This is a genomic window from Paenarthrobacter histidinolovorans (genome assembly GCF_014647595.1).
GTDB lineage: Bacteria > Actinomycetota > Actinomycetes > Actinomycetales > Micrococcaceae > Arthrobacter > Arthrobacter histidinolovorans.
This window is the reverse complement of the sequence record NZ_BMPM01000004.1, coordinates 25,971-52,227: the sequence shown is the minus strand read 5'-3', so window position 1 is coordinate 52,227 and position 26,257 is coordinate 25,971. Positions and strand designations below refer to the sequence as shown.

General features: G+C 62.2%; 25 protein-coding genes and 4 tRNA genes. 14 read left to right on the top strand and 15 right to left on the bottom strand.

Annotation, left to right across the window (positions count from 1 at the left end; translation table 11 throughout):
• The first annotated feature begins 13 nt into the window (after positions 1-13).
• Together valS and IEY62_RS10960 are read left to right on the top strand one after the other, a co-directional pair.
• Positions 14-2,635: a valine--tRNA ligase gene (gene valS, locus IEY62_RS10965; RefSeq protein WP_189017461.1), complete on the top strand. Its 2,622-nt coding sequence runs from the start codon at positions 14-16 to the stop codon at positions 2,633-2,635.
• A 342-nt stretch (positions 2,636-2,977) separates the two neighbouring features.
• Positions 2,978-3,853 (top strand): Fpg/Nei family DNA glycosylase, encoded by an 876-nt coding sequence (locus tag IEY62_RS10960; protein ID WP_189017458.1) that lies wholly within the window; start codon positions 2,978-2,980, stop codon positions 3,851-3,853.
• A gap of 35 nt (positions 3,854-3,888) precedes the next feature.
• Here the strand turns inward: IEY62_RS10960 and IEY62_RS10955 are convergent, their stop codons facing one another.
• From IEY62_RS10955 to IEY62_RS10930, 6 genes are all read right to left on the bottom strand, one after another.
• Positions 3,889-4,533 carry a mycothiol-dependent nitroreductase Rv2466c family protein gene (locus tag IEY62_RS10955; RefSeq protein WP_189017454.1) on the bottom strand — a complete coding sequence of 215 codons (645 nt, stop codon included), beginning with the start codon at positions 4,531-4,533 and terminating at the stop codon, positions 3,889-3,891.
• A 79-nt stretch (positions 4,534-4,612) separates the two neighbouring features.
• A complete protein-coding gene (gene clpX, locus IEY62_RS10950) occupies positions 4,613-5,902 on the bottom strand; it encodes an ATP-dependent Clp protease ATP-binding subunit ClpX (RefSeq protein ID WP_189017451.1) in 1,290 nt (429 codons plus the stop codon).
• Between the two features lie 182 nt (positions 5,903-6,084).
• Positions 6,085-6,744, bottom strand: coding sequence for an ATP-dependent Clp protease proteolytic subunit (locus IEY62_RS10945; RefSeq protein ID WP_018777832.1), 660 nt, complete (start codon positions 6,742-6,744; stop codon positions 6,085-6,087).
• A gap of 42 nt (positions 6,745-6,786) precedes the next feature.
• Positions 6,787-7,398: an ATP-dependent Clp protease proteolytic subunit gene (locus tag IEY62_RS10940; RefSeq protein WP_018777833.1), complete on the bottom strand. Its 612-nt coding sequence runs from the start codon at positions 7,396-7,398 to the stop codon at positions 6,787-6,789.
• A gap of 220 nt (positions 7,399-7,618) precedes the next feature.
• Positions 7,619-9,001, bottom strand: a complete 1,383-nt coding sequence (gene tig, locus IEY62_RS10935; RefSeq protein WP_189017448.1) for a trigger factor — start codon at positions 8,999-9,001, stop codon at positions 7,619-7,621.
• Between the two features lie 69 nt (positions 9,002-9,070).
• Positions 9,071-9,145 (bottom strand) — tRNA-Pro (locus IEY62_RS10930).
• 128 nt (positions 9,146-9,273) lie between these two features.
• On the opposite strand from IEY62_RS10930, the gene IEY62_RS10925 reads away from it, so the two are divergent.
• Positions 9,274-9,347 (top strand) — tRNA-Gly (locus IEY62_RS10925).
• Between the two features lie 79 nt (positions 9,348-9,426).
• Here the strand turns inward: IEY62_RS10925 and IEY62_RS10920 are convergent.
• From IEY62_RS10920 to IEY62_RS10910, 3 genes are all read right to left on the bottom strand, one after another.
• Positions 9,427-10,314, bottom strand: coding sequence for an Fpg/Nei family DNA glycosylase (locus tag IEY62_RS10920; RefSeq protein ID WP_189017445.1), 888 nt, complete (start codon positions 10,312-10,314; stop codon positions 9,427-9,429).
• Entirely contained in the window at positions 10,314-10,796 is a 483-nt protein-coding gene (locus IEY62_RS10915; RefSeq protein ID WP_189017442.1) for a ribose-5-phosphate isomerase, read from the bottom strand. Before IEY62_RS10915 ends, IEY62_RS10920 begins: the two co-directional genes overlap by 1 nt.
• A gap of 93 nt (positions 10,797-10,889) precedes the next feature.
• Entirely contained in the window at positions 10,890-11,894 is a 1,005-nt protein-coding gene (locus tag IEY62_RS10910) for a hypothetical protein (protein ID WP_189017439.1), read from the bottom strand.
• A gap of 129 nt (positions 11,895-12,023) precedes the next feature.
• Between IEY62_RS10910 and pepN the strand changes: the two genes are divergently transcribed.
• A complete protein-coding gene (gene pepN, locus IEY62_RS10905) occupies positions 12,024-14,585 on the top strand; it encodes an aminopeptidase N (RefSeq protein WP_189017436.1) in 2,562 nt (853 codons plus the stop codon).
• A 58-nt stretch (positions 14,586-14,643) separates the two neighbouring features.
• On the top strand, positions 14,644-15,123 hold the full coding sequence (locus IEY62_RS10900; RefSeq protein WP_189017433.1) for an OsmC family protein: 480 nt from the start codon (positions 14,644-14,646) through the stop codon (positions 15,121-15,123).
• Here IEY62_RS10900 and IEY62_RS10895 read toward each other — a convergent pair.
• Positions 15,120-16,118, bottom strand: coding sequence for a Rossmann-fold NAD(P)-binding domain-containing protein (locus tag IEY62_RS10895; protein WP_189017430.1), 999 nt, complete (start codon positions 16,116-16,118; stop codon positions 15,120-15,122). The genes IEY62_RS10900 and IEY62_RS10895 overlap by 4 nt on opposite strands.
• Positions 16,119-16,205: 87 nt before the next feature.
• Here IEY62_RS10895 and IEY62_RS10890 point away from each other — a divergent pair, with 87 nt between their 5' ends.
• Together IEY62_RS10890 and IEY62_RS10885 are read left to right on the top strand one after the other, a co-directional pair.
• Positions 16,206-16,904, top strand: coding sequence for a mechanosensitive ion channel family protein (locus tag IEY62_RS10890; RefSeq protein ID WP_189017427.1), 699 nt, complete (start codon positions 16,206-16,208; stop codon positions 16,902-16,904).
• Entirely contained in the window at positions 16,897-17,379 is a 483-nt protein-coding gene (locus IEY62_RS10885; RefSeq protein WP_308424486.1) for a globin, read from the top strand. The genes IEY62_RS10890 and IEY62_RS10885 overlap by 8 nt, the downstream gene beginning before the upstream one ends.
• Here IEY62_RS10885 and IEY62_RS10880 read toward each other — a convergent pair.
• On the bottom strand, positions 17,376-18,053 hold the full coding sequence (locus IEY62_RS10880; RefSeq protein ID WP_189017424.1) for a hypothetical protein: 678 nt from the start codon (positions 18,051-18,053) through the stop codon (positions 17,376-17,378). The genes IEY62_RS10885 and IEY62_RS10880 overlap by 4 nt on opposite strands.
• 63 nt (positions 18,054-18,116) lie before the next feature.
• Here IEY62_RS10880 and IEY62_RS10875 point away from each other — a divergent pair, with 63 nt between their 5' ends.
• The gene (locus IEY62_RS10875) at positions 18,117-19,022 is read left to right on the top strand and encodes an acyl-CoA thioesterase (RefSeq protein ID WP_189017421.1); all 906 of its coding nucleotides are present in this window, start codon (positions 18,117-18,119) and stop codon (positions 19,020-19,022) included.
• A gap of 77 nt (positions 19,023-19,099) precedes the next feature.
• Here IEY62_RS10875 and ettA read toward each other — a convergent pair whose 3' ends face one another.
• Both ettA and IEY62_RS10865 read right to left on the bottom strand, forming a co-directional pair.
• Positions 19,100-20,782: an energy-dependent translational throttle protein EttA gene (gene ettA, locus IEY62_RS10870; protein WP_018777845.1), complete on the bottom strand. Its 1,683-nt coding sequence runs from the start codon at positions 20,780-20,782 to the stop codon at positions 19,100-19,102.
• 56 nt (positions 20,783-20,838) lie between these two features.
• Positions 20,839-21,084, bottom strand: a complete 246-nt coding sequence (locus tag IEY62_RS10865; RefSeq protein WP_189017418.1) for a DUF6993 domain-containing protein — start codon at positions 21,082-21,084, stop codon at positions 20,839-20,841.
• Between the two features lie 13 nt (positions 21,085-21,097).
• On the opposite strand from IEY62_RS10865, the gene IEY62_RS10860 reads away from it, so the two are divergent.
• Entirely contained in the window at positions 21,098-21,391 is a 294-nt protein-coding gene (locus IEY62_RS10860) for a hypothetical protein (protein WP_189017415.1), read from the top strand.
• A gap of 90 nt (positions 21,392-21,481) precedes the next feature.
• Positions 21,482-21,919 carry an SRPBCC domain-containing protein gene (locus IEY62_RS10855; protein WP_189017412.1) on the top strand — a complete coding sequence of 146 codons (438 nt, stop codon included), beginning with the start codon at positions 21,482-21,484 and terminating at the stop codon, positions 21,917-21,919.
• Positions 21,920-21,958: 39 nt separating this feature from the next.
• Here the strand turns inward: IEY62_RS10855 and IEY62_RS10850 are convergent.
• Positions 21,959-22,034, bottom strand: a tRNA-Arg gene (locus IEY62_RS10850).
• 219 nt (positions 22,035-22,253) lie between these two features.
• On the opposite strand from IEY62_RS10850, the gene IEY62_RS10845 reads away from it, so the two are divergent.
• Both IEY62_RS10845 and IEY62_RS10840 read left to right on the top strand, forming a co-directional pair.
• Complete coding sequence (locus IEY62_RS10845; protein WP_189017408.1) at positions 22,254-22,814, top strand: single-stranded DNA-binding protein; 561 nt, start codon at positions 22,254-22,256, stop codon at positions 22,812-22,814.
• A gap of 171 nt (positions 22,815-22,985) precedes the next feature.
• On the top strand, positions 22,986-23,666 hold the full coding sequence (locus tag IEY62_RS10840; protein WP_189017405.1) for a DNA alkylation repair protein: 681 nt from the start codon (positions 22,986-22,988) through the stop codon (positions 23,664-23,666).
• On the opposite strand, the gene mptB is transcribed toward IEY62_RS10840, so the two are convergent.
• Complete coding sequence (gene mptB, locus IEY62_RS10835) at positions 23,659-25,215, bottom strand: polyprenol phosphomannose-dependent alpha 1,6 mannosyltransferase MptB (protein WP_189017402.1); 1,557 nt, start codon at positions 25,213-25,215, stop codon at positions 23,659-23,661. The two genes, IEY62_RS10840 and mptB, sit on opposite strands and share 8 nt — an antisense overlap.
• Before the next feature lie 147 nt (positions 25,216-25,362).
• Between mptB and orn the strand changes: the two genes are divergently transcribed.
• Entirely contained in the window at positions 25,363-25,998 is a 636-nt protein-coding gene (gene orn, locus IEY62_RS10830; protein ID WP_189017399.1) for an oligoribonuclease, read from the top strand.
• 132 nt (positions 25,999-26,130) lie between these two features.
• A tRNA-His gene (locus IEY62_RS10825) sits at positions 26,131-26,206 on the top strand.
• Positions 26,207-26,257 lie beyond the last annotated feature (51 nt).

Below are 26,257 nucleotides of genomic sequence, written 5' to 3'. Positions count from 1 at the left end.
AAACAATTGGTCCATGGCTGAATCAACGCAGGGTACAGACACGCCCGCCACCGCCCCCATTAACGTCCCCGACAAGCCGGCCCTGGAAGGCCTTGAGGCTGCCCTGACGCAGCGCTGGCTTGAAGAGGGAACCTACAAGTTCAATCCGGACACCACCCGGGAGCAGGTCTACTCGATCGACACTCCCCCGCCGACGGCTTCCGGCTCGCTGCACGTGGGCCACATGTTCTCCTTCACCCAGACTGACGTCCAGGCCCGCTACATGCGCATGACCGGCAAAAACGTCTTCTACCCCATGGGCTGGGACGACAACGGCCTGCCCACTGAGCGCCGCGTCCAGAACTACTACGGTGTGCGTTGCGATCCCGCCATCCCCTACAAGGCGGACTACACTCCCCCGGCGCAGCCGGCCAAGAACCAGCGCGATTTCGACGTCGTTTCGCGCCAGAACTTCATCGAACTGTGTGAAGAACTCGCCGTTGAGGACGAGAAGGTCTTTGAGAACCTGTTCCAGACCCTCGGCCTGTCCGTGGACTGGGACCTCACCTATCGCACCATTGACGACACCTCCCGTGCGGTATCCCAGCGTGCATTCCTGGCCAACCTTTCGGCCGGCGATGCCTACATGGCCGAAGCACCCACCCTGTGGGACGTGACCTTCCGTACCGCTGTGGCCCAGGCCGAGCTTGAGGACCGTGAGGTCGCCGGCGCCTACTACCGCTACCCGTTCTTCACCGAAGACGGCGAAAAGATCTTCATCGAGACCACCCGCCCGGAGCTCCTTGCTGCCTGTGCTGCGTTGGTGGCGAACCCCGACGACGAGCGGTACCAGCCGCTGTTCGGCAAGACCGTGAAGTCCCCGCTTTTCGACGTCGAGCTTGAGGTCAAGGCGCACCCGCTGGCCAAGGCGGACAAGGGTTCGGGCATTGCCATGGTGTGCACATTCGGTGACCTGACCGACGTCACCTGGTGGCGCGAACTGCAGCTGCCCACGCGCGCCATCATGGGCCGCGACGGCCGCATCATCGCCGACACCCCGGACTGGATCACCAGCGACGCCGGCAAGGAAGCCTATGCCGCGATCGCCGGCAAGACTGCCTTCTCCGCCAAGGAGGCCGTCGTTGAACTGCTCAAGGCAGCTGAGCTGCTGGATGGCGAACCCAAGAAGATCACGCACCCGGTGAACTTCTTCGAAAAGGGCGACAAGCCCCTCGAAGTTGTCACCTCCCGCCAGTGGTACATCCGCAACGGTGGCCGCGACGAGGAACGCCGCGAACGGCTCATCGGCCGTGGCCAGGAGATCAACTTCCACCCGTCCTTCATGCGTTCCCGCTATGAGAACTGGATCGCCGGCCTCAACGGCGACTGGCTTGTATCCCGCCAGCGCTTCTTCGGTGTGCCTATTCCCGTCTGGTACCCGCTGGACGCCCAGGGCAACCCGGACTACGACAACCCCATCCTTCCGTCGGACGACATGCTGCCCGTTGACCCGGCCGCTGACGCTGCTCCCGGTTTTGAGGAGTCGCAGCGTGACCAGGCCAACGGCTTTACCGGCGATGCGGACGTCCTGGACACCTGGGCCACGTCATCGCTCACCCCGCAGATCGTGGGCGGCTGGAGCCGTGACGAGGAACTGTTCTCCAAGGTCTACCCGTTCGACCTGCGCCCCCAGGGCCACGACATCATCCGTACCTGGCTGTTCTCCTCAGCAGTGCGTGCCGATGCCCTGCAGAAGAGCGCCCCGTGGAAGCACGCAGCCATCTCCGGCTGGATCCTGGACCCGGACCGGAAGAAGATGTCCAAGTCCAAGGGCAACGTCGTTGTCCCCACGGACGTGCTGAACGAGTACGGTTCCGATGCCGTGCGTTACTGGGCAGCTTCGGCCAAGCTGGGCGCGGACACCGCGTACGAAATTGCGCAGATGAAGATCGGGCGTCGCCTGGCCATCAAGCTGCTGAACGCTTCCAAGTTCGTGCTGAACCTCGGTGCCACCGAGAACTCCGTGGTGACCACCGACCTCTCGGTGCTGACGAACCCCCTGGACCGTGCGCTGCTGGCGCAGCTGTCCGACGTCGTCGCGCAGTCCACCAAGGCGTTCGACAACTACGACTACGCCCGGGCACTCCAGATCACGGAATCGTTCTTCTGGCAGTTCACCGACGACTACGTTGAACTGATCAAGGATCGTGCCTACGGGGCAGCCGGCGAATCCGAGCAGGCCTCCGTCCTGGCGGCGCTGGCAACAACCCTGGACGCCCTGCTTCGCCTCTTCGCCCCGTTCCTGCCCTTCGCCACCGAAGAAGTGTGGGGTTGGTGGCGCACAGGTTCGGTCCACCGCGCCGAATGGCCCACCGCCCTGGAGATCACCGGCGGCGACACCACCATGCTTGGCACGGTCGGGATCGCACTGAGCGGCATCCGCAAGGCAAAGTCCGAAGCCAAGGTCAAGCAGCGCACCGAGGTTCTCTCAGCCTCCATCACGGCCTCGGAGGTACTGGTCTCCCAGTTGAAAGCCGGCCTGGGCGATCTGAAGGCGGCCGCGAACGCGCAGGAAATCACTTTGCAGTCCGGCGAAGGCGAACTGACGGTCAGTGATGTTGTCCTGGCACCTGCCGAGGAAACACCGGCGTCCTAAGCATCAGTTGCGCCCGGGAGAATCCGGGCAAAGGGGAAGCCCCATCAGCGTTTTGCCGTTGGTGGGGCTTCGACTTTTCGGCTGTCTGGTGACGACTTGACAGTCTGGCGGAATCCTTGGAATTTCAGGTCTTCCTACCTCGTCACTGGTAGCTTGCTTCCAACTGTGCCAAAGGCTGCGTTGGATGCATATCACTGAATCTTTGGTTTCCGTGACCCTCTTCTTTCGAAGTGGGTAAGAACCATTGTTGTCCCGCAAAAGCCGAGACGCAAGGCCTCCGGGATAACTACAAACCTGTAGTTATCCTGCCCATCAGGAACCACCTGTGGCAAAGTAATGTCCATGCCGGAACTCCCCGAAGTGCACGGCCTGTGCATGTACCTGGACACCCAACTCCATGGAGCCACGCTGACTGAAGTCCGCATCAACTCCTTCTCGGCGCTCAAGACAGCCGACCCGCCCTACGCAGCGCTCGAGGGCAGGACAGTCCACGGGGTCCAAAGGATCGGAAAGTTCATTTGCCTTGACCTGGACGGACTCTTTTTTGTGTTCCACCTGGCCAAGGCCGGCTGGGTCCGCTACACCGAGCACCCGTCGTCGGCGGGGCTGCGGATGGGCAAGAGCAACATCTCGGCAAGGCTGCTGTTCCACCGTGCCGCCGACGATGCCCACATCGGAATGGACCTGACGGAGGCAGGAACAAAGAAGAGCCTGGCCATCTACGTGGTCAGGGACCCACAGGACGTTCCAGGCATCGCAACACTTGGTCCCGAGCCACTGGGCCCGGACTTCGATGAGGCCGCGTTCGCCGCAATCCTGAAATCCAGTCCACAGCAGATCAAAGGGTTGTTGCGCAGCCAAAGCGTCATAGCCGGAATCGGCAACGCCTACAGTGACGAGATCCTGCACGCGGCCAAGATCTCACCCTTTGCCATTGCCAAGTCGCTTGACCACGAAACCGTAGCGCGACTGTATGCGTCAATGCAGGAGGTCCTGGTCGGAGCCGTCAACGCGGCGGCCGGGAAGCCCTCCAGCGAACTCAAAGACACCAAACGCAGCAACTTCCGGGTGCATGCCAGGACGGGCCTGCCGTGCCCCGTGTGCGGAGAAACAGTAAGGGAGGTGTCCTTCGCGGACACCTCCCTCCAATACTGCCCCCACTGCCAGACCAACGGTAAGATCCTGGCCGACCGCCGGACCTCACGGTTCCTCAAGTAGGCCGGCCACGTCCCCATGGGCGGGGCAAGGGGAGGTTAGTTGAATTCAGGGCTTTCGGTGCGGCTGCGCTTCAATTCGAAGAAGTGCGGGTAACCGGCCAAGGTCACGGTCGCATCCCAAAGCTTCCCTGCTTCCTCGCCCCTCGGAATACGGGTGAGTACCGGCCCGAAGAATGCGGTCCCGTTGACGGCCACCACAGGGGTTCCAACGTCCTGTCCCACCAGCGAGATACCGGCCTCGTGGCTGGCCCGCAGCTTCGCATCATATTCGTCGGACCCGGCAAAACGTGCCAGGTCAGCGGGAAGTCCGGTCTCTGCCAGGGCTTTCTGGATCACGGATGCGCGGTCCTTGTTGCCCTCGTGGTGGATTTGCTCCCCCATGGCGTCGTAAAGGGGCTTGACGTAGCTGCTGCCATGCAGTTCCTGCGCGGCAATGATCACGCGGACAGGTCCCCAGCTGTCGTCCATCATGGCCCTGTAATCAGCAGGAAGATCGCGACCCTCGTTCAGGACGGAAAGGCTCATTACATGCCACTCGGTTTCAATTCCACGAACCTGCTCCACCTCGCCGATCCAGCGCGAGGTAATCCACGCGAACGGGCAGACGGGGTCAAACCAGAAGTCTGCCTTGTTGACGGTGTGGTCGGGCGCAGTCGTTTCAGACACAAGCTGTTCGGACACAGAGAACTCCTCGGAAGAGTGGAACGTGGCTTTCACGGCGGCTCGGAACCAAGCCGCTCCTTCTTAGGCCAACGGCAGCTCAGGCGGACTTATTCCGGCGCTTTGCCACCACGTCATGGGCGATCATGGTCGGCTGGGCTTTCTTGGACACCGCATCCGCTGTGATAACCACCGTGGCGATGTCGTCCCGGCTGGGCAGATCGAACATGACCGGGAGAAGCACTTCTTCCATGATGGCCCGCAAGCCACGGGCGCCGGTGCCGCGTTCGAGCGCCTGGTCCGCTATGGCGTCCAAGGCATCCTGGTCGAACTGCAACTCGACGCCGTCCAGCTGGAACATCTTTTGGTATTGCTTCACCAGCGCGTTCTTGGGGGTGGACAGGATCTGGATCAGCGCCGGACGATCAAGGCTGGATACGGTTGTGATGACGGGCAACCGGCCGATGAATTCCGGAATCAGTCCAAACTTCAGCAGGTCCTCGGGCATGACCTCCCCGTAGGTATCCACGGTGTCCCGGGCTTCGTTCAGTGGTGCACCGAAGCCGATGCCTTTCCGCCCGGACCGGGAGCCAATGATGTCCTCCAGGCCGGCAAAGGCGCCCGCCACAATGAAGAGGACATTGGTGGTGTCGATCTGGATGAACTCCTGATGCGGGTGCTTCCGGCCTCCCTGCGGAGGAACAGATGCAACAGTGCCTTCCAGGATTTTCAGGAGGGCCTGCTGAACACCTTCACCGGAGACATCCCGTGTGATGGAGGGGTTTTCGCTCTTCCGCGAGATCTTGTCGATCTCGTCGATGTAGATAATGCCCTGTTCGGCCTTCTTGACGTCGTAGTCGGCAGCCTGGATGAGCTTGAGGAGGATGTTCTCAACGTCCTCGCCGACGTAGCCGGCCTCGGTCAGGGCCGTGGCGTCTGCGACTGCGAAGGGCACGTTGAGGCGGCGGGCCAGGGTCTGGGCCAAGTAGGTCTTACCGCAACCGGTGGGACCGATCAGCAGGATGTTGGACTTGGCGATCTCCACATCCTCGTGATGGGATCCTTCGCCCAAGCTGCCGGTTTTGGGTGCATGCCCGGCCTGGATGCGTTTGTAGTGGTTATAGACCGCTACCGCGAGGGACCGTTTGGCGGGTTCCTGGCCAATGACGTATTCCTGCAGGAAATCGAAGATTTCACGGGGCTTGGGCAACTCGAAGCTACCGAGATCGGAGACCTCGGCAAGTTCCTCTTCGATGATTTCGTTGCACAGCTCGATGCATTCGTCGCAGATGTACACACCGGGCCCGGCAATCAGCTTCCGCACCTGCTTCTGGCTCTTTCCGCAGAAAGAACACTTCAGCAGATCCGTGCTCTCACCAATCCGAGCCATGTGGGAATCCCTTCGTTGCATGCGGGTGATGCGGCTGCGCGCCGTACTCAAGTGTGCGGCCAAGCCGCGGTTGGCACCACCGTGACACCATCCACTCTAGGTCACAATGGGCTGCTTGCGTGGAAACAGAACGCCGGTGCGGTCCATATTTCGCGAACCGCACCGGCGTCGTATTCCGTGTGCTACCGGGCGATTGCCTGCGGCTTGATTTTCCGGGAGTCCAGAACCTGGTCGATCAGACCGTAGTTCATGGCTTCGGCCGCCGTCAGGATCTTGTCACGCTCGATGTCGTTGTTGACCTGCTCGGAGGTACGGCCCGAGTGATGGGCCAGCGTGTCCTCAAGCCAGGTCCTCATGCGCATGACCTCTGCGGCCTGGATCTCGAGGTCCGAGGCCTGGCCACCCTGGCCGCCGGAGAGGGCAGGCTGGTGGATCAGCACGCGGGCGTTCGGAAGTGCCAGGCGCTTGCCGGGAGTTCCAGCGGCCAGCAGGACCGCGGCGGCACTTGCTGCCTGGCCCAGGCACACCGTCTGGATCTCCGGACGGATGTACTGCATGGTGTCGTAGATCGCCGTCATGGCGGTGAAGGATCCACCCGGCGAGTTGATGTACAAGGTGATGTCGCGGTCCGGATCCGTCGACTCCAGGACCAGCAGCTGGGCCATGATGTCGTCGGCTGATGCGTCGTCAACCTGTACGCCGAGGAAGATGATGCGGTCCTCGAACAGCTTGGTGTACGGGTCCTGGCGCTTGAAGCCGTAAGGCGTACGCTCTTCAAACTGGGGCAGGACGTAGCGGCTGGACGGGAGGTTACCGGCAGACCATCCGAAGTTGTAGTTCATGTTCTTACTCCTGGGGTTTTTCAGTGGTTCTTTGGTGCCGGATTAGTTTTCGGAGTTCGACTGGTTGGCCGTACCGCCGCCACCAGCCACAGAACCGGCGTGCGCCGAGATCTTGTCGAAGAAGCCGTACTCCAAAGCCTCCGCGGCCGTAAACCACTTGTCGCGGTCGTTGTCCTTGAGGATCGTCTCCACGGTCTGTCCGGTCTGCTCGGCCGTCAGCTCGGCCATGACCTTCTTCATGTGCAGGATCAGTTCCGCCTGGATCTTGATGTCCGAGGCCGTTCCGCCGATGCCGCCGGAAGGCTGGTGCATCAGGATGCGGGCGTTGGGGGTTGCGTAACGCTTGCCCTTGGTTCCGGACGACAGGAGGAACTGGCCCATCGAAGCTGCCAGGCCAGTGGCCACGGTGACAACATCGTTCGGAATGAACTGCATGGTGTCGTAGATGGCCATGCCGGCCGTCACGGATCCACCCGGCGAGTTGATGTACAGATAGATGTCCTTCTCCGGGTCTTCGGCCGAGAGGAGAAGGAGCTGGGAGCAAATGGCGTTGGCGTTCTCGTCACGCACTTCAGAGCCGAGCCAGATAATGCGCTCTTTCAGCAGGCGGTTGTAGATGTAGTTGTCCTGGGCTGCGGGATCGACAGTTGCCATCCGGGGAGCCTCTGATTGCTGTGACATAAGTACTTACCTCTCGCTGGTGCCAGTGACCTCACTGAACTTCACTACTTGGACACTAACCGTTTTCCGGGGCGATTTGTTCGCCGGAATCGCGCTGTTCGCTGACGGCGCACGTTTGCATCAGCGCCGGGGTTCAGCCTTAAAGAAAACCGACCCCGGATCAACTGATCCGGGGTCGGCCTTGCGTGGAGAATTAGAACTTCACTGCTGCGGGGTCGTCGCTTGCAGGAGCGTCTGCTTCTTCCGAAGCTTCAACAGCTGCAGCTTCTTCGGCTGCGGCTTCACCGGCAGGACGGACGAAGTCAGTCAGGTCAACCTTATTGCCTTCGGAGTCGACTACCTCGGCCTGGCCCAGCACAACGGCCAGGGCCTTGCGGCGGCGAACCTCGGAAACCATCATGGGGACCTGGCCGCTCTGATCAATGATCTGGGCGAACTGGTTGGGATCCATGCCGTACTGGCTTGCCGTGGTGACGATGTAGTCGATCAGCTCGTTCTGGCTGACTTCAACTTCTTCCTTGTCGGCAATGGCGTCAAGGATGATTTCGTTCTGGAAGGCACGCTCGGTGTTGGCCTTGACCTCGGCGCGGTGCTCCTCGGTGTCGTGGTCACCTTCGCCGTGGGCGTTCTCCGGGTTGAAGTGGGCCTCGATCTGCTCTTCGACGACAGAGTCCGGAACCGGAACCTCAACGAGCTCAACGAGCTTGTCCAGGACCTTGTCGCGGGCCTCTACGCCCTGCTCCACAACCTTGGAGTCGGCGGCCTGCTTGGCGAGGTCCTCGCGGAGCTCGGCAAGGGTGTCGAACTCGGAAGCGAGCTGGGCAAAGTCGTCGTCGGCCTCGGGGAGCTCGCGCTCCTTGACGGCCTTGACAACAACCTTCACCTGGGCGGCTTCGCCGGCGTGGTCGCCGCCAACCAGCGTGGTGTCAAAGATGGCTTCTTCGTCGGCGGACAAACCGGTAACGGCTTCATCGAGGCCTTCGAGCATGGTGCCAGCACCAACCTGGTAGGACAGGCCAGCGGCAGAATCGATCTCTTCGCCGTCAATGGTGGCGGTGATGTCGATGGTGAGGAAGTCATCGTTCTTGGCAGGGCGCTCAACGGTCTTCAGCGTGCCGAAGCGGCCGCGCAGTTCGTCGAGGGACTTGTCGACGTCGGCGTCGGAGGACTCAGCGGCAGCAACCTCAACCTTGATACCGGCGTAGTCCGGCAGCTCGATCTCGGGGCGGACGTCGATCTCCACCTGGAACTTCAGCTCGCCGTCGGTTGCGGACGGGTCCGGAACCTCGGTGATTTCAACTTCCGGACGGCTCAGCGGGCGGACACCCGTTTCCTGAACTGCAGCCTGGTACCAGCCGTTGAGGCCATCGTTGATGGCAGTCTCCAGGACGTAGCCGCGGCCAACACGCTGGTCGATGAGCTTGGAGGGAACTTTGCCCTTGCGGAATCCGGGAACCTGGATCTGCGAAGCAACGGTCTTGTACGCGGCATCGATGCTCGGCTTCAGTTCCTCAAAGGGAACCTCAACGTTGAGCTTGACCCGCGTTGCGGTGAGGTTCTCGACAGCGCTCTTCACAGTCTAAGTACTCCTGATTTTGTGGGTATGGGGTTCTGTTGCGTCCCGGAATCGGACACAAACACAGAGTCGGGGTGACAGGATTTGAACCTGCGACTTCCTGCTCCCAAAGCAGGCGCTCTAGCCAAGCTGAGCTACACCCCGAACGCACAGGACAGTCTACGGGCATGCGGGCCGGGAATGCACATTTGACACCGCCGCCGTAATTAGGTTTAGTTGTACCCGGCTTCAACAGCCACCGGGAAGTTGTCCTGAACGAGGATATTCCTCCTGGGGACGTAGCTTAATGGTAAAGCCTCAGTCTTCCAAACTGATTACGCGGGTTCGATTCCCGTCGTCCCCTCCAATAAAAAGCGCCCCGATCCACGGATCGGGGCGCTTTTTATTTTTTCCAGCCGGGGTAACCCGGGCCAGAAAAAGCCACGCTAGATCTGGCAGCCTGGGCACCAATAGAGTTTGCGGGCGCCGATTTCCGTCACGCCCACCAGCGTCCCGCAGGCGCGGCAAGGCATCCCCTCCCGCTTGTAGACGAAGTGGGCATCGGCGTCGGGTGCCAAAGCGGCGCCTCCGGTCCACAGTGACGGTGGTGTCGTAACAATCCGACCATCGCGGACGCCGTCCGACATGGTCGACACTGTGTCGTCCCACAGCCTGCCTGCGGTCTCGACATCCACTGCTGTTCCCGGCGTCCACGGATCCACCGCCTGCCTGAACAGCACTTCGGCCCGGTAGATGTTCCCCACACCGGCCAGGACGGACTGGTCCATCAGGAGCAGGGCTACGGCGGTCTTGCGCCGGCGCAGACGCGCAATGAACTCCTCACGGTCCCCTGGCCGGTTATGGAGGGGATCGGGACCCAGGCGGTCCAGAACGGCTTCCGCCTCGGCAGCTGTGATCGCAGCGCACGTGGTGGCACCACGGAGATCGGCCCAGCCGTGATCAGAGACAAGCCGGACGCGGACGGCGCCCACGGGAGCCGGTGGACCGGCATAATCACCGCCGTCCGAGGCCTGGCCACTCTCCCGCTCACCGATGCGGCGCGGAGCTCCAATACTGGAGGCGCCGGTGAAAGTACTGTCCCCGCCAAAGCTCCATGCGCCATAGAGACCCAGGTGTACGTGCAGGAAAAGCCCATGCTCGAACCTCAGGAAGAACTGCTTCCCGTGCGCCAATGCTTCCACCATGGTGTGGCCGGTAAGCAGCTTGGCCCCGGCCACGAAACGGCCTTGAGGACTGGAGACTTCCAGGCGCTGCCCGCCAAAAACGTCCTGGAACTGTCGGGCCAGCCTGTGGACCGAATGCCCCTCCGGCACTACTGGAGGATTTCGCCGGTGGTTTCGTACACAGCGATCTTGCCGATGCGGCGAACGTGGCGCTCGTCGTTGCTGAACGGTTCCTGCAGGAAGGCTTCAATAAGCTCCGCGGCTTCTTCCACCGTGTGCTGACGGCCGCCGACTGCTACGACGTTGGCGTCGTTGTGTTCACGGGCAAGCTTTGCGGTGGAAAGGTTCCAGGCCAACGCGGCGCGGACACCCTTCACTTTGTTGGCGGCAATCTGCTCGCCGTTTCCCGAACCACCCAGGACGATGCCCAGCGCATGGACGCCGGCCTCCTGGTCAGCGACAACTGCAAGGGCGGCGTTGATGCAGAACGACGGGTAGTCATCCAGTGCGTCGTATTCCTTGGGTCCGTGGTCCACCACTTCGTAGCCCTTCGCAGTGAGGTGGTTGACCAAGTAGGCACTCAGTTCCATTCCAGCGTGGTCCGTAGCAATGTGGACGCGGGGTGTAGTCACGGGAAGTCCATTCTTTTCTGGCGCGCCGGTTCGGCACTGGGCAGCGGCACAGCACAGGGCGCGGCGTTGAGGGATGCGCTACCAAGGTTACCGCTACCGGGGTTGTTGGGCCTGCCCGTCATCGTGGGCCCGATGGGCAGCCCTGTTGAGGATTCCGGCAAGTTTGTCGGCTGAGGCATGCGTGCCTGCGCTCAAGGCGACGCGGCCACCATTAAGTTTCTTTACCACTACGGCAGGGCCGCTTCCCACCAGCATGGCGGTGGCGTCGTCATGATGCCGCCAGCCCCACCCGCCGTAGTCGGCGGCCTTGACCTCCGCGGCAGCAGCCGCAGCGATCTCGACGGCGGGAACCGTCAGGACCCGCACGATGCCTCCTGCGAAGACCTGCAGCCCTCCTCTGTCTGCACGAACCCTGGCAAACAGGAAGCAAGCGCCGACCAGCGCTGCCGCAGCCACCAAGGCCCCGAGCCAGGGCACTGCGACCGCGATCAGAGCAGCCGGGAACACTGCCGACACGAGGATCATGACGAACACCGAGCTGCGGGCGTGTACCCACATCCGGAGGGTGTCGTGGGCCAGGTCCGGATCCTCGAGGAGGCGGAGTTCTTCCTGGAGTGCCACGTCATCTTCCCGCGTCCACCGGGGATCCGGCTTGAACGCGAACATCATGACCACTCCCAGGGCCAACGCGGCTCCGCTGCCCATGGCCAGCACGATCGGATCCACATGGGACTCACGTGCGTCGGCAGCCCCGCTTTGGCCCACCAGGCCGGCCGCCAGGACTGTGGTGATGAACAAGCTGACCATCAGGCCGATGCCCATCATGACGCGCCGCATGATCACGGGCCGGGAGATGGGCACAGCCTGCAGGAACACTGCCCAACCGCACAAGGTGATGAGCGCTGCGCCGCCTGCCACATAGGCGCCGAACGGCGCGAAAGACGTGCCGCCGTCGGCACTCCACATAACAGCAACGGGGTTGGGGAGATCATTGCGGAGCATTTGGGCGCACACCACGAAGCCGATGGCGAGCAGCAGAGGAAAGGCCACCGCGAACCTTAAGGCGCGGACGTCGAGGTTTTCCCGGATCGTTCCCATAATCCAACGCTACTCCGTGGGAGCGACACTGTGGTGTCCACTCCTTGCCTTCCGCCGCCGGAGTGAAAGAATAACTTCATACCAGCGGCCGGCGAACCGGCCGGTCATCCCGATCTCCGGAGGCACCACTTGCCAGGCCTGAACCTCACGCGCGATGAAGCCGCGAACCGCGCCGAACTGCTCACTGTCGACTCCTACGACGTCACCCTGGATCTGACCAGGGGCCCGGAGGTCTTCGGATCCAGCACCGTTGTCAAGTTCTCTGCCGTGGCAGGATCGTCGACGTTCATCGATGCCATCACGCACACAGTCCACAGCGTGACGTTGAACGGCACCGACCTGGACCCTGCAGAGGTCTCCGACGGCGTCCGCATCCAGCTTCCGGGGCTTGCGGCCGAGAATGAACTGACCATCGTGGCAGATGCTCCCTACATGAACACGGGCGAAGGACTTCACCGCTTCGTGGATCCCGTGGACGGGGAAGCGTACCTCTACACGCAGTTCGAAGTTCCGGACTCCCGGCGCATGTTCGCCGTCTTCGAGCAGCCCGACCTGAAGGCCAGCTTCACGTTCACAGTCACGGCGCCGTCGCACTGGGACGTCGTGTCCAACTCCCCCACTCCGGTACCCGTTGAGGCACCGGCCGCGGACGACGGCGGTGCACGCTCCGTATGGAAATTCGCGCCGACACCCCGGCTCTCCTCCTACGTCACTGCCCTGATTGCGGGGCCGTACCAGTCGGTCCGTTCCGAAGTCACCAGCTCCGACGGCCGGGTCATTCCGCTGGGAGTGTTCGCCCGCAAATCGCTGATGCAGTACCTGGACGCCGAGAACATCTTTGAACTTACGCGCCAAGGTTTTGAATTCTTCGAGGCCCAGTTCGGCTGCCCCTACCCGTTCGGGAAGTACGACCAGCTGTTCGTCCCGGAGTTCAACGCCGGCGCCATGGAAAACGCGGGTGCAGTGACCATCCTGGAAGGCTACGTGTTCCGTGGGAAGGTCACCGGCGCCCAGATCGAACGCCGGGCCATCACAGTCCTGCACGAACTGGCGCACATGTGGTTCGGGGACCTGGTGACCATGCGCTGGTGGAACGACCTCTGGCTCAACGAGTCCTTTGCCGAATACATGTCGCACCTGGCGGCAGTGGAGAACACCGAATTTGACCGCGCCTGGACCACGTTCGCCTCGGTGGAGAAATCCTGGGCCTACAAGCAGGACCAGCTGCCCACCACGCACCCGATCTTCGCCGAAATCAACAATCTCGAAGACGTCGAGGTCAACTTTGACGGCATCACCTATGCCAAGGGCGCCTCGGTTCTCCGGCAGTTGGTGGCCTGGGTCGGTCCGGAACAGTTCATGGCCGGTGTCCGCACCTACTTCGCCAAGCACGCCTGGAAAAACACCGAACTCGCAGACCTCATGGTGGAACTCGAAGCCGCCTCGGGCCGAGACCTTGACCAGTGGGGCAAGCTCTGGCTCGAAACCGCCGGCGTGAACACCCTCGCACCCGAGGTGGCCGTTGACGCCGAAGGCACCATCACCGCTTTCTCGATCCTGCAGACTGCCATCGACGTCCAACCCACCCTCCGTCCGCACCGCCTCGCCGTCGGCTTCTACTCGCTCTCCGGTGACGGCAAGCTGGAACGCACCCACCGCGAGGAACTCGACGTCGACGGCCCCCGCACCGAAGTACCCGCACTGGTGGGCAAAGCACGCCCGGACCTTATCCTGCTCAACGACGACGACCTCGCCTACGCAAAGGTGCGCCTCGACCAGCACTCCCTCGCCACCGCCAAGGCACACCTGAAGGACTTCGCTGCCAGCCTGCCCCGCACCCTGGTGTGGGGCTCAGCCTGGGATGCAGCCCGCGACGGTGAAACTCCGGCCCGTGGCTATGTGGACCTGATCCTGGGCAACATTGCCCACGAGACCGACTCTTCGGTCATCCTGGTCCAGCTCCGCCAGCTCGCCACCACCCTGACCTTCTACGTCGCCCCAGAGCATAAAGCCGGGACCACCATCGCAGCCGCGGACAGGCTCTGGGAGCTCGCTTCCAGCGTGGAAGCCGGTTCCGACGCCCAGCTGCAATTCGCCAAGTCCTTCGCGCAGCTGGCACGCAGCGGTGGCCAACTGGACCGCATACAAGCCCTCCTGGACGGGACAGAAACCCTCGAAGGGCTCACCGTGGACCAGGACATGCGCTGGGAACTCCTGACCGCGCTGGTGGCCGGCGGACTCCAAGGCCAGGAACGCATCGACGAAGAACTCGCCCGCGACAACACCTCCAACGGCCAGAACGCTGCCGCGCAGGCCAAGGCAGCCATCCCGACCCCGGAAGCCAAGGCAGCAGCGTGGGAGTCGATCGTGGTCAAGGGAGAACTCTCCAACGCCCTCCAGTCCTCGGCGGTGGCCGGCTTCATGCGCGTCCCGGACACTTCCCTGCTGGAACCCTACGCGGAGAAGTACTTCCAGGCCGTACCCGGGATCGTGAAGGAACGCACCCACGCCCTGGCCCAGCAGATCGTAGTGGGGCTTTACCCGGCCCAGCTCACCACGCAGGCCACGGTGAACCGGACCGATGCGTTCCTGGCCGGACTTCCCGAAGAAAGCGCAGCCCTGCGCCGCATGATGCTGGAAAACCGTGACGGCGTGGCCCGTGCTCTCCGCGCGAGGGCAGCCGACGTCTAGGACGGGATCGTGGTGGGGCCCATGCGGTTGGTCGGTTGCGCCTGACTAGACTGTCCGCATGGGCCTGAACGAACACCATTACGCACTGACGGTGCGCTGGACCGGAAACCTCGGAGAGGGCACGGCGGGCTACCGCTCGTATTCGCGGGACCACGACGTCTTGATCAATGGACTTCCCACGTTGAAGGGATCGGCCGATCCCACGTTCCACGGCGACCGGACGCGCTACAACCCGGAACAATTGCTGCTTGCCGCCCTCTCGCAATGCCACATGCTGTCCTTCCTGCACGTGGCCGTCAAACACGGAGTGGTGGTTACCGGCTACGAGGACAACGCCGAAGGGCTCATGAAACTCAACCGTGACGGCAGCGGGCAATTCGAGAAGGTGACGCTCAGGCCGCATGTCACCATCGTGGACCCCGCGCATGCTGCTTTGATGCCGCAGCTCCACCATGAGGCAAACCAGGTCTGCTTCATCGCCCGCAGCGTCAACTTCCCGGTCCTCCATGAACCGACCACGACGACGACTGCAGCCTAACGCTGCATCTCCCGCCAAAGTGCCACGAGCCTTTGTTCAGTCCCGCGGCTGAGACCTGCCTTGCGCTCCCTGTCCAGTCCCCGCATCCTCTCATCTTCAAGCGTGGCTGACAGGGTCTCCTGCCAGGGACGCAGGGTCATGCCGGCGTCCCGTGCCGCGCGGTTGGAGCGGGCCTGGAAGCCGTCGTGTCCCGGAGGAAGCCACAGGGGCAGTGAGTCCGGTCCTGCCCAGTAGTCCACGCCCTGCGCCACGAGCCAATCTTCGGAAGGAAGGACGACTTCGTCCTCCAGGGCCCCGGCTATCCGCCGGGACTCCGTGATGTAGTCCCCGAAGCGAACCACGTCACCCAAGGCGTTGTACGTTCCAACCAGCCTGCGTTCAGCGGACCGCAGGATCCATGAGGCCAGATCACGGACGTCAATGATCTGCGTGGCAGCCGCAGGAATGTCCGGTACCAGCACCGTGCCGGTGTTTGCCGCGAACCTGGCCGGCCAGTAACCGTACCTGTCCGTACCGTCCCCTGGGCCGCCGATGAGTCCTGACCGGACGATATGTGCCTTCTCCCCCACCAGGCCCAGCGTCATGTGCTCGATCGCTGACTTGGACTCTCCGTACGTTTCCGGGCTGCCCGCCTGCCCCTCCGGCAGTGACTCCAGCAGAGCCGCGCTTTCGTCCGCGCCAGGTAATGAGTGGTCCGCATACACCGAACAACTGGAGACGAACGTCCAGTGCTCCGTGACAGCTCCCAGCGCTTCCAACGCATCGCGCGCCTGGACCGGATCCCTGGAAACGTCCACCACCGCATCCCAACCATGGGCCACCTGCGCATATGCTGCGGCACCCAAGGTGCGCTCACCCCTCACCCACGTGGCGCCGTCGGGCGGGTTTGCCGAAGTACCCCGGGCAAAACAGGTGACGTCATGCCCGGCGGCAACGGCCTGACGGGCGATTTCTGCTGACAGGAAGGCGGTGCCGCCCAGGACCAGGATGCGCATACCGACACGCTACGGCGCTAGGGTTAAACGTGGACAGAGTGTTCCGCGCCCGGCGAACACGGGCCGACCACAAGGAGTTATTCCACTTTGACCTTTATCCCCCTTGCGGAAGCCATCAACATCGAACCCGAAAAGATCGACCTCGTTTCAATCCTCATCACCGTAGGCATCGGCCTGCTGGTGTGGATCGTGGCGCGCTTCATCATCCTGCGCATCACACGGCGTGTATCTGCCGGCAGTTCCTTCTTCAAGAAGCCGCACTTCAAATGGGTACAGCCCGCCATCCGCGCGCTGGACCACGAACGCCGTTCCCAGCGCGCCGAGACCATCGGCTCGCTGCTCACCAGCCTGGTAAGCGTCGTAGTGGTGGTGATAGTCATCATTTACGTCCTCAAGTTCATGAACGTGGACGTCGCGCCCCTGCTGACCAGCGTGGGTATCCTGGGTGTCGCCATCGGTTTCGGCGCCCAACAGCTGATCCGCGACTTCCTCGCCGGCATCTTCATCACCATCGAGGACCAGTACGGTATCGGCGACGTGATCGTCACCAGCGAAGTGGTTGGTACCGTTGAGTCGGTAGGGCTGAGGATCACCCGCGTCCGCGCGGAAGATGGAGCCATCTGGTACCTGCGGAACGGTGAAATCCTGAGGGTTGGGAACCGTTCCCAGGGGGACTATGTGCCGCTGGAATCACCCGATGCCAGCAACGAACCCGGCGCCTCAGCAGCGCCAGTCACAGCTGGCGCGCCACGCGTCGCCAAAGCCGAGGAGAAGTCCAATGAGTAACACTGCAGGCGGAGAACCCCAGTCACCGCAGTCGGGTCCTCGACGCCAGCTGATGCAAAACGACCCGTTCAGCCAGCCTGCGTACACGGACAGCTTCTACGCTGCCGTCGGTGGCCATGAAACGTTCGTGAAGCTCATCGACGTGTTCTACGACGGTGTAGGAGCTGATCCGCTCCTGCGCCCCATGTACCCGGAAGAGGACCTTGGGCCGGCGAAGCGCCGCTTCCTGATGTTCCTGGAGCAGTACTGGGGCGGACCGACCACCTACGGCGAGGAGCGGGGCCACCCGCGTCTTCGCATGCGCCACATGCCCTTCCAGGTAACGCCGGAAGCCAAGGACCGGTGGCTGTTCCACATGCGGACGGCCGTGGACTCACTGGACCTTTCGCCGCTTCATGAGGGCACCCTGTGGGACTACATGGAACGGGCCGCGCTGACCATGGTCAACAGCCCTTCGGCAGCTCCCCGGACCTAGCCTGGGAAACCGAGGCCGAGCCCCGCGCCTGTGCGCACCAGCACATGGCCGCGGGGGCCGCTGAGCCGGTACCACCGGCCATTCCTGAAGACCTGCTGGTCGCCGTCGCCCAGGAACCCCAGGGCGAAAGCCGCAAACGCGGACCCCGCAGGCAACCCGCCGCGGTCGGGAAGCCCACGGCCCCAGACAGCAGCCCTTGCACTATTGACCACCGCAGAACCAGCCGCAGTGGGAATGACGCCAGCCACCTCCGCGATGCCTGCTTCCGCAGCTGACCTGAGGTCGGCGTCGGAGATTGTCCCCTGTGCCTCCCAGCCGCTGCGCGGCGCGCCAACGCCGGCCCATGACTCCGTAACGGTCGACGGCGGGATGGGCAGTTCCACATCATCGGCACCCGAGCGGGCCAACCGGTCCATGACGGATGCAATGGTTACAGTGACATCCGCATGGGCCGGCTCAGCCAGGGCCATGGTCCGCAAACCCAGGATCGTCGGCGTGGATTCACCCAGGATGCGGGGCCGCAGGACACACACGTAGGCGGCCAGGACGCTGCCTGCCGCCTGAAGCCGGATGGCGCCGTCGTCGATGCTTTTTGCACGGGTGGCGAAGGTCCGCAAGTCGGCGAGGTCGCGGGGATCGGCGAAGCGGAAGGACTGGGTCAAAACGTCTGTCACATGATCGACTCTACCGGCATGTCTCCGGTTGAGAGGGGTCGGGGTGGCGTCTAAAGTCGAACCATGACTGAGACGAACACTGGCCTCCAGGTGGAAGCACCCGCAGAAGACCCCATGGAAGTGCTTATTGGCCTGTTGGACCTCGGTGACTTCGACGGAGCCCGGACCAATGAGGACATCTTCCTTGGCCCGTCCCAAAAGCAGCCCCGGCACCGTGTTTTTGGCGGCCAGGTCCTGGCGCAGTCAATGATGGCCGGCATGCGGACCGTCGAGCCGGACAGGGTGGCGCACTCCATGCACGGCTACTTCCTGCGTCCCGGCGATGCCAACAAGCCCATCACCTTTGGTGTTGAACGGTTGCGGGACGGCCGCTCCTTCTCCGCCCGCCGCGTGCACGCCTACCAGGATGGCGTTCCGATCCTTTCGATGATCGCCTCGTTCCAGGTGGAGGACAATGGCCTGGACCACCAGGCAACAATGCCCGAAGGCATCCCGGATCCGGAAACACTGCCAAGCACAGCGGAGCTTTTGTCGCACTTCGATCACCCGCTGGCCCGGCACATGTCCTCCGAGCGGCCCTTCGACGTCCGTCATATCGACCCCGCACTGTACGTCTCCCCGCCGAGCGAGCATGTGGCAACGAACGCGGTGTGGATGAAGACGATGGGTCCGCTTCCTGACGACCCCAAATTGCACATCGCAGCCTTGGCCTATGCCAGCGACTACACGCTGCTGGAACCCATCCTCCGCAAACACGGGCTCTCCTGGATGACGCCGGGCATGAGCGTGGCCAGCCTGGACCATGCCATGTGGTGGCACCGGCCCGCCAAAGTGGACGAATGGATGCTGTACGTGCAGGAATCTCCCAGCGCCCAGGGGGCCAGGGGTTTGGCCACGGGCAGGATCTTCAACCGTGACGGCGTGCATGTTGCCACGGTGGCGCAAGAAGGCATGGTTCGGATTCCGTAAGGTTCGGACGTCAACGCAGAAAGGCCGGTCCCGTGGGACCGGCCTTTCTGTTTCTTTGTACCTGCCAGTGGCGGTGATTAGTCGCGGGTGAGGCGACGGTGCGTCACGCGGTGGGGCTTGGCGGCATCCGGGCCCAGGCGCTCCACCTTGTTCTCCTCGTAGGAGTCGAAGTTGCCCTCGAACCAGTACCACTTGGACGGGTTCTCGTCGTCACCTTCGTAGGCGAGGATGTGCGTTGCCACCCTGTCCAGGAACCAGCGGTCGTGCGAGACCACCACGGCGCAGCCCGGGAATTCGAGAAGCGCGTTTTCGAGGCTGCTCAGGGTTTCGACGTCGAGGTCGTTAGTGGGTTCGTCAAGGAGCAGGAGGTTGCCACCCTGCTTGAGCGTCAGAGCCAGGTTGAGGCGGTTGCGCTCACCACCGGAGAGGACGCCGGCCTTCTTCTGCTGGTCCGGGCCCTTGAAGCCGAACGCCGAAACGTAAGCACGTGAAGGCATTTCCACCTGGCCGACCTGAATGAAGTCATGTCCTTCGGAAACGACTTCCCAGAGTGACTTGTTGGGATCGATGCCGCCACGGGACTGGTCAACGTAGGAGATCTTCACGGACTCGCCGATCTTGAGCTCACCGCCGTCCAGGGGTTCCATGCCAACGATCGTCTTGAACAGCGTGGACTTGCCCACACCGTTGGGCCCGATCACGCCAACGATGCCGTTGCGCGGCAGGGAGAAGGAAAGGTCCTCGATCAAAACGCGGTCATCGAAGCCCTTCTTCAGGTCCTTCGCCTCGATGACCAAGGAACCCAGGCGCGGTCCTGGCGGAATCTGGATCTCTTCGAAGTCCAGCTTCCGGGTCCGCTCGGCCTCTGCTGCCATTTCCTCGTAGCGGGCGAGGCGGGCCTTGGACTTGGTCTGGCGGCCCTTGGCGTTGGAGCGCACCCACTCAAGTTCTTCGCTGAGACGCTTGGAAAGCTTTGCGTCCTTCTTGCCTTGGACCTCAAGGCGCGCCTTCTTCTTCTCCAGGTAGGTGGAGTAGTTGCCCTCGTAGGGGTACAGGTGGCCACGGTCCACTTCCGCGATCCATTCAGCCACGTGGTCCAGGAAGTAACGGTCGTGGGTAACGGCAAGGACTGCGCCGGGGTACTGGGAAAGGTGCTGCTCCAGCCACAACACGCTTTCGGCGTCCAAGTGGTTGGTGGGCTCATCAAGGAGCAGGAGGTCCGGCTTCTGCAGCAGGAGCTTGCACAGCGCTACGCGGCGACGCTCACCACCGGAAAGGACGGTGACGTCAGCGTCGGCAGGCGGGCAACGCAGTGCGTCCATGGCCTGTTCCAGCTGGGAATCGATGTCCCAGGCATCAGCAGCGTCGATCGCTTCCTGGAGCTTGCCCATCTCATCCAGGAGGGTGTCGTAGTCCGCGTCAGGGTTGGCCATCTCTTCCGAGATTTCGTTGAAACGCTGGATCTTGCCGTAAATCTCGCCAACGCCTTCCTGGACGTTGCCCAGGACGGTCTTCTCCTCGTTCAGCGGCGGTTCCTGCAGGAGAATGCCTACGGTGTAACCGGGGCTCAGGCGGGCCTCGCCGTTGGAAGGGGTGTCCAAACCGGCCATGATCTTCAGGATGGTGGACTTGCCAGCACCATTCGGGCCCACGACGCCGATCTTCGCGCCGGGGTAGAACGACATGCTGACATCGTCCAGAATAAGTTTGTCGCCAACGGCCTTTCGAGCCTTGGTCATCGTGTAAATGAATTCCGCCATGCCCTTAAATCTAATGGGTAGGCGTGCATAACTCACATTCGCCGCCGGAGGCCGGGCTAGCGGGCGTCTCCTATGAAGCATTTTCCCGTTGAGAGCACGGGCAGGACCGTGACCACGACGCCGCCATCGCGTATCTGGCCCATCACGCAGGACTGCCCGGTCAGGGCAGCCGCTTCCATGGCGTCAACGTCCAGACCAGTCGGCGTGCGGCTGACCGATACCTCGATGTTCTGCTGCGGGATCCCGGCAGATGCCAAAGCGGCACGCAGTGCTTCCCTGTCCGGCTTGGGATTGCCGGCCACAAGCTTCTTCAGAGTGGACTCGACTTCCGTGGTTGTTGCGGCAACAGCTGGGTCCACAGTGTTGGACGGGGCCCCTGCGGCGCTGGCGGGCGTGCTCGTTCCGGTGTCGACGGGCGAGCTTGCGCCACTGCTGGCGCCCGGTGCGATTGACCCCGTCGGGGCGGTTGGAGGCCCGGGTGTGGCCGTGCAGCCTGTAACCAGGACAAGAGCGGCGACCAGCATTGACCACCCCGCCAGGCGGACCTTGGTGGTGGAGGCCGGCGCCGGCCCGCGATACTTTGAAGTGCTTCCCCTGCTTATCACCTAGTCATTGTGCCATTCACAGGCGACCCCGACGGGCGTACCGTGTGCACCGGAAGGGTTCCCGACGACGGGACGCGGAAATGGAGTGCACATTATGAACGGACAAGCTTCAGATGCCGTTGCGTCTGCCACTATCGCTGCACCGCCCGAAAGGGTGTGGGAAGCCCTGACGGATCCGGACCTCATCAGGCAGTACTTCCTGGGGACCAACGTCACTACATCCTGGGAAGTGGGCGAGCCGATTACCTACGCCGGTGAGTACAACGGCAAGGCCTACGAGGACACAGGAACCATCCTGGTCTTCGACCCTCCTGTCAGGCTCATGACCACGCACTTCAGTCCTGCTTCCGGACGTGCCGACATACCGGAAAACCACCACACGGTGGAGTACCTCCTGGCGGGGACACCCGATGGAACCACCGTGACCATCACCCAGGGGAACAACTCAAGCGAAGAAGAAGTGGCGTCCTCCAGCTCTACCTGGCAACTGGTGCTGGGAAACCTCAAGGAGTTCCTGGAGTCCACTCCTTGAAGAAAACACCCTCCCTGGAATGGATCCAAGGAGGGTGAATGGTGCCCCAGGAGGGAATCGAACCCCCGACCGGCGGATTAGAAGGCCGCTGCTCTATCCCCTGAGCTACTGGGGCGCACTGACTCGATGGCCACCCGGGCCGCTCGCGCCACAAAGAGTTTACATGCGATCGCGGGGTCACCCGCCATCTCCACGCTGGCTGCCTCCATTCCTCAACAACGGGCCTGTGGCTGAAGTTATTCACATAGCGAAGGACCGCACTCCCATCCCCAACCTCGCTCGATGAAGCTGGAAGTGCCGGACAGGCACTTCCCTACATCGTGAAGGACCACCAATGAATGACATGATCACCGTCAGGGGCTTTGTGGCCTCGGACGTGAAGAGTTCCACGACTACCCGTGGCACCGCTACTGCGTCGTTCCGCCTCGGAACCACTGAGCGCCGGTACGACCGGGCAAATAACACCTGGGTGGACGGCAACACCAACTGGTACACAGTCCAATCGTTCCGTTACCTGGCCGGCCACGTAGGCTGCAGCATCAAAAAAGGCCAGCGGGTCCTGGTTGTCGGGAAGCTTCGGCTCCGGCAATGGGAGCACGAAGGCCGCATTTACCATGTCGCGGAGATCGATGCCGAGTCCGTTGGCCACGACCTCATGTGGGGCTCTGCCAACTTCACCCGCATGAACGGCGCCGCGGCGCCTCTCGATTCAGTTCCCTCCGCAGGGGACACTGGCAATCCTGCGGGTCGCAGCGAGTGGGAGGGCGAGGACGAGGACGAGGACCAGGCACCCCCGGAGGAAGAATCGGTACCTGCAGGGCTTGAGGACACAGAAGGCGGCAATTCCCTTCTGGTCAACACAACCACCGGCGAACTGGTGGGTGCCGGCGCTTGAAATATCCCCCTGGCATCCCTGCCGTCAAGGCAGATGCCGGGCACTTGTTCCGGACAAGGGCGGACCCTGACTGTGCTGGTAACGCGGTGCTGGACACTGACTGTGCTGGTAGCCGCAGTGCTGGTACCTGCGGTTCGCCCTTGCCGCCGACGACTTCCCTAAAGTTAGGGCATGTCCACTACTGAACTCGTTGAGTCAATTCGTTCAAAGCTGCGTTCCGAGGCCGACGCGGAGCGCGCACTTGGCGCCCAGGCGTACATGAAGTCGGAGATGCCCTCCTACGGCGTCACCGTGCCCGGGGTGCGCAGGATTGTAAAAACGGCCGCCAAGGCATTCCCGCCGGCGTCACCGGACGAGTTGCGCAGTGCTGCCCTGACGCTGTGGCGGGAGGCAAAAGCACGGGAGGAGCGATACGCGGCCATTGACCTCACCGGCCTGCGGATGGTCAAGGAAGATCTGCTCATGCTCCCGGTGTACGAAGAAATTATCCGGACCGGTGCCTGGTGGGACCTCGTCGATGGTGTGTCGCACCGGATCTGCGCCCTTCTGTTGGCCCATAAGGACACTATGACCCCGGTGCTGATGCGGTGGGCCGAAGACACGGACATGTGGATCCGCAGGGCAGCCATCACCTCCCAGCTCGGTGCAAAATCAGCTACTGACCGGGTACTGCTGGCTCACGTCATCACGGCAAACCTGGCGGACAAAGAATTCTTCATTCGCAAGGCCATTGGCTGGGCACTGCGGGAGTACAGCAAGACTGACCCTGGCTGGGTCAGTGGATTTGTGCTGGAGAAGGCACAGGCCCTGAGCCCTTTGTCCGCCCGAGAGGCCACGCGGTTGCTCAAATGATGGGGCGCAGCCCTGGCTCATCGCGCTTGCGGAACAGACTCTTGGTCTTCGGGTCAACAAAGATCAGGTACACGGCAAAGAGAAGCGCAATGATGGCCGCCGCGTTCCTGGCCAATGTGAGCGCGAGGCCCAGATCTTCGCTTTGCAGGTAGGGGAAAACGTCCAACTGGTCAGAGATGGCGTAGACCATGAAGAACGAGACAATGAAGTAGACAGCCTTGACCTGCCAGTCGTTGCGGATTCCCGTCACGGCAAAGAGCGGTATCAGCCACACTACGTACCAGGACTGGATCATGGGCGCCAGAATAACGATCGCGGCAAACGCCAGCGTGAGTCGTCGCATCAAACGGTCATAATCACCGCGGAAGATCTGCCAAGCGACGGCTCCGACCATAAGGACCTTGCCGGCGTCGTAAACCCATTTCGCCATTCCCCAACCGTCCAGGCCGAAAACATTGAAAATCGAGGCCACAACCAAGCCGATCAGACCCACGGGGGCGTACCAGATCCAAATGCTGCCGGGAGCGGAAAGACCGTTGATCCAGCCAAATCCGAAACCGTTGACCAGGCTGAGGGCGTACAGAAGCCCGAAGCTGATGCCGGCCGTCAGGAACCAGTACAGGAATTTCCGCGGCCAGGACGCGCCCTTGCCGGCCCACAAAAGTCCAATAAACGGCAGGAACACGATGGTTATGGGTTTGACTGAAATCGAGAGCGTGACCAGCACAATGCCAAGAATCACACGGCGGGTAGCGCAGTAGTAGAGACCCGCAAGTGCGAGGCCGATCATCAGGGCGTCGTTGTGGACGCTGGCGATGAAGTTGGTCAGGAAGAGCGGATTTGCCGCAGTCAGCCACAGAGCCCTGTGCGGATTAACGCCGTGAAGTTCTGCCAGTTTGGGTACGTAGACAATGCAGAGAACGATGCCCACCAAGGCCACCAGCCGGAAAAGCATGATGCTGGCTTCGGGCTGGACATTGGTCACCCACACCACGAACTGTTCGATCCACAGGAACAGTTGACCGTAAGGGACCGGCGCTTCGGTCCACATCTTGTCGGCACCAAGTTGGAAATAGTTGGGCAGGGCCGAGATCCCGTTCTTGTACGGATTCATGCCTTCGACCATCAAGCGCCCCTGGCCGATGTACGCGTACACGTCCCTGCTGAAAAGCGGCACCGTGAACATCATGGGCAGACCCCAGGCCACAACGGCCTGGAGTGTCGCTTTGCGGGCCTCCAGGCCCCACACCCGGACGCGTTGGCCCAGGCGCAGCCAGGCACGGACCAGCAGCATGCCACCTATGGCCAGAAGAACGATGGAGAGAGCGACACCAGCGCCCTCGGTCCGCATCCAGATAAAGAGCGGCAGTCGCCGGAGTTCGGATACCGGAGCCAGCCAACCAACACCCAAGGAACCGAACACCATGAACATCGAACCGATGAACCCGGCAATCAGTGGCGAACGTGGGTTATCTACCTCGCTGGCTGCAGCATCCGCCGTCGGCGCTGCTGTCCCTGCCTTCTGGGCGGCGGGTACGGGCACCGTCATGTAGTCGTCATCCAATCGTTCGCCCGGTAAATTCGGGACAAAAGTTCTGCGTCTTCGGGGCTTCCGCAGCAGGAAGAAACGACACTGCCGCGCTCAAAAATCGTACCATCGGAGCACTTGGAACCGGCTGAAGGATAGGCTAGGCGCGTGCCTATTACTAATGAACGCATCGTCTGGATCGACTGCGAAATGACCGGCCTGGACCTCAAGAACGACGCCCTGATCGAGGTTGCCGCCCTGGTGACGGATTCCGAGCTCAACATCCTCGGCGACGGCGTGGACGTCGTGATCAAGCCCGATGATGCCGCGCTGGAACAAATGAATGACTTTGTGCGGGACATGCATACCCGCTCCAAGCTCCTCGATGAGCTCCCCCACGGCAAGACCATGGCTGAGGCCGAAGCCCAGGTTCTGGAATACATCGAGAAGTGGGTTCCGGATCCGCGCAAGGCCCCCTTGGGTGGAAACTCCGTGGGAACGGACCGAATGTTCCTGGCCAGGGACATGCCGAACATCATCGAGCACCTGCACTACCGCGTTATCGATGTCAGCACCATCAAGGAGCTTTCGCGGCGCTGGTTCCCGCGCGCCTACTTCCAGTCGCCCGCAAAGCACGGTGGGCACCGGGCATTGGGCGACATCAAGGACTCCATCGACGAACTCCGCTACTACCGCGAGGCCGTCTTTGTTGCTGCACCAGGGCCGGACACCGCCACGGCCCAACGCATTTCCAAGGACATCATGGCCAGCGCCGAAACCTTGGGATCCAGCGAAACGGTGTGATCTGCACCATTTTTGAAGGTTTTTTCGCAAAAACCGGCAAAAGTGGACTTTGCACCCCAAAACAGCAGGTAAGCTATTTGTCGTTGCCTTCGAGGAAAGCCGGTCAAACGGACTAGCCCCAAAAGGCACATGGTGGGCTTAGCTCAGTTGGCAGAGCGCCTGGTTGTGGTCCAGGAGGTCGCGGGTTCAACCCCCGTAGCTCACCCCACCGAGATTGGCTGCAGAGCCGGTTTCCACAAAGGCCGCACCGGTTACCCGG

What these genes read in the sequence shown, in the direction of transcription:
- IEY62_RS10900 (WP_189017433.1), top strand. Translation starts at nt 14,644, where the DNA reads ATGGGCCTGAACGAACACCATTACGCACTGACGGTGCGCTGGACCGGA.
- IEY62_RS10845 (WP_189017408.1), top strand. Translation starts at nt 22,254, where the DNA reads ATGAATGACATGATCACCGTCAGGGGCTTTGTGGCCTCGGACGTGAAG.
- clpX (WP_189017451.1), bottom strand. Translation starts at nt 5,902, where the DNA reads ATGGCTCGGATTGGTGAGAGCACGGATCTGCTGAAGTGTTCTTTCTGC.
- ettA (WP_018777845.1), bottom strand. Translation starts at nt 20,782, where the DNA reads ATGGCGGAATTCATTTACACGATGACCAAGGCTCGAAAGGCCGTTGGC.
- mptB (WP_189017402.1), bottom strand. Translation starts at nt 25,215, where the DNA reads ATGACGGTGCCCGTACCCGCCGCCCAGAAGGCAGGGACAGCAGCGCCG.
- IEY62_RS10960 (WP_189017458.1), top strand. Translation starts at nt 2,978, where the DNA reads ATGCCGGAACTCCCCGAAGTGCACGGCCTGTGCATGTACCTGGACACC.
- IEY62_RS10940 (WP_018777833.1), bottom strand. Translation starts at nt 7,398, where the DNA reads ATGGCAACTGTCGATCCCGCAGCCCAGGACAACTACATCTACAACCGC.
- IEY62_RS10945 (WP_018777832.1), bottom strand. Translation starts at nt 6,744, where the DNA reads ATGAACTACAACTTCGGATGGTCTGCCGGTAACCTCCCGTCCAGCCGC.
- IEY62_RS10875 (WP_189017421.1), top strand. Translation starts at nt 18,117, where the DNA reads ATGACTGAGACGAACACTGGCCTCCAGGTGGAAGCACCCGCAGAAGAC.
- IEY62_RS10910 (WP_189017439.1), bottom strand. Translation starts at nt 11,894, where the DNA reads ATGGGAACGATCCGGGAAAACCTCGACGTCCGCGCCTTAAGGTTCGCG.
- IEY62_RS10885 (WP_308424486.1), top strand. Translation starts at nt 16,897, where the DNA reads ATGAGTAACACTGCAGGCGGAGAACCCCAGTCACCGCAGTCGGGTCCT.
- IEY62_RS10895 (WP_189017430.1), bottom strand. Translation starts at nt 16,118, where the DNA reads ATGCGCATCCTGGTCCTGGGCGGCACCGCCTTCCTGTCAGCAGAAATC.
- IEY62_RS10840 (WP_189017405.1), top strand. Translation starts at nt 22,986, where the DNA reads ATGTCCACTACTGAACTCGTTGAGTCAATTCGTTCAAAGCTGCGTTCC.
- IEY62_RS10855 (WP_189017412.1), top strand. Translation starts at nt 21,482, where the DNA reads ATGAACGGACAAGCTTCAGATGCCGTTGCGTCTGCCACTATCGCTGCA.
- valS (WP_189017461.1), top strand. Translation starts at nt 14, where the DNA reads ATGGCTGAATCAACGCAGGGTACAGACACGCCCGCCACCGCCCCCATT.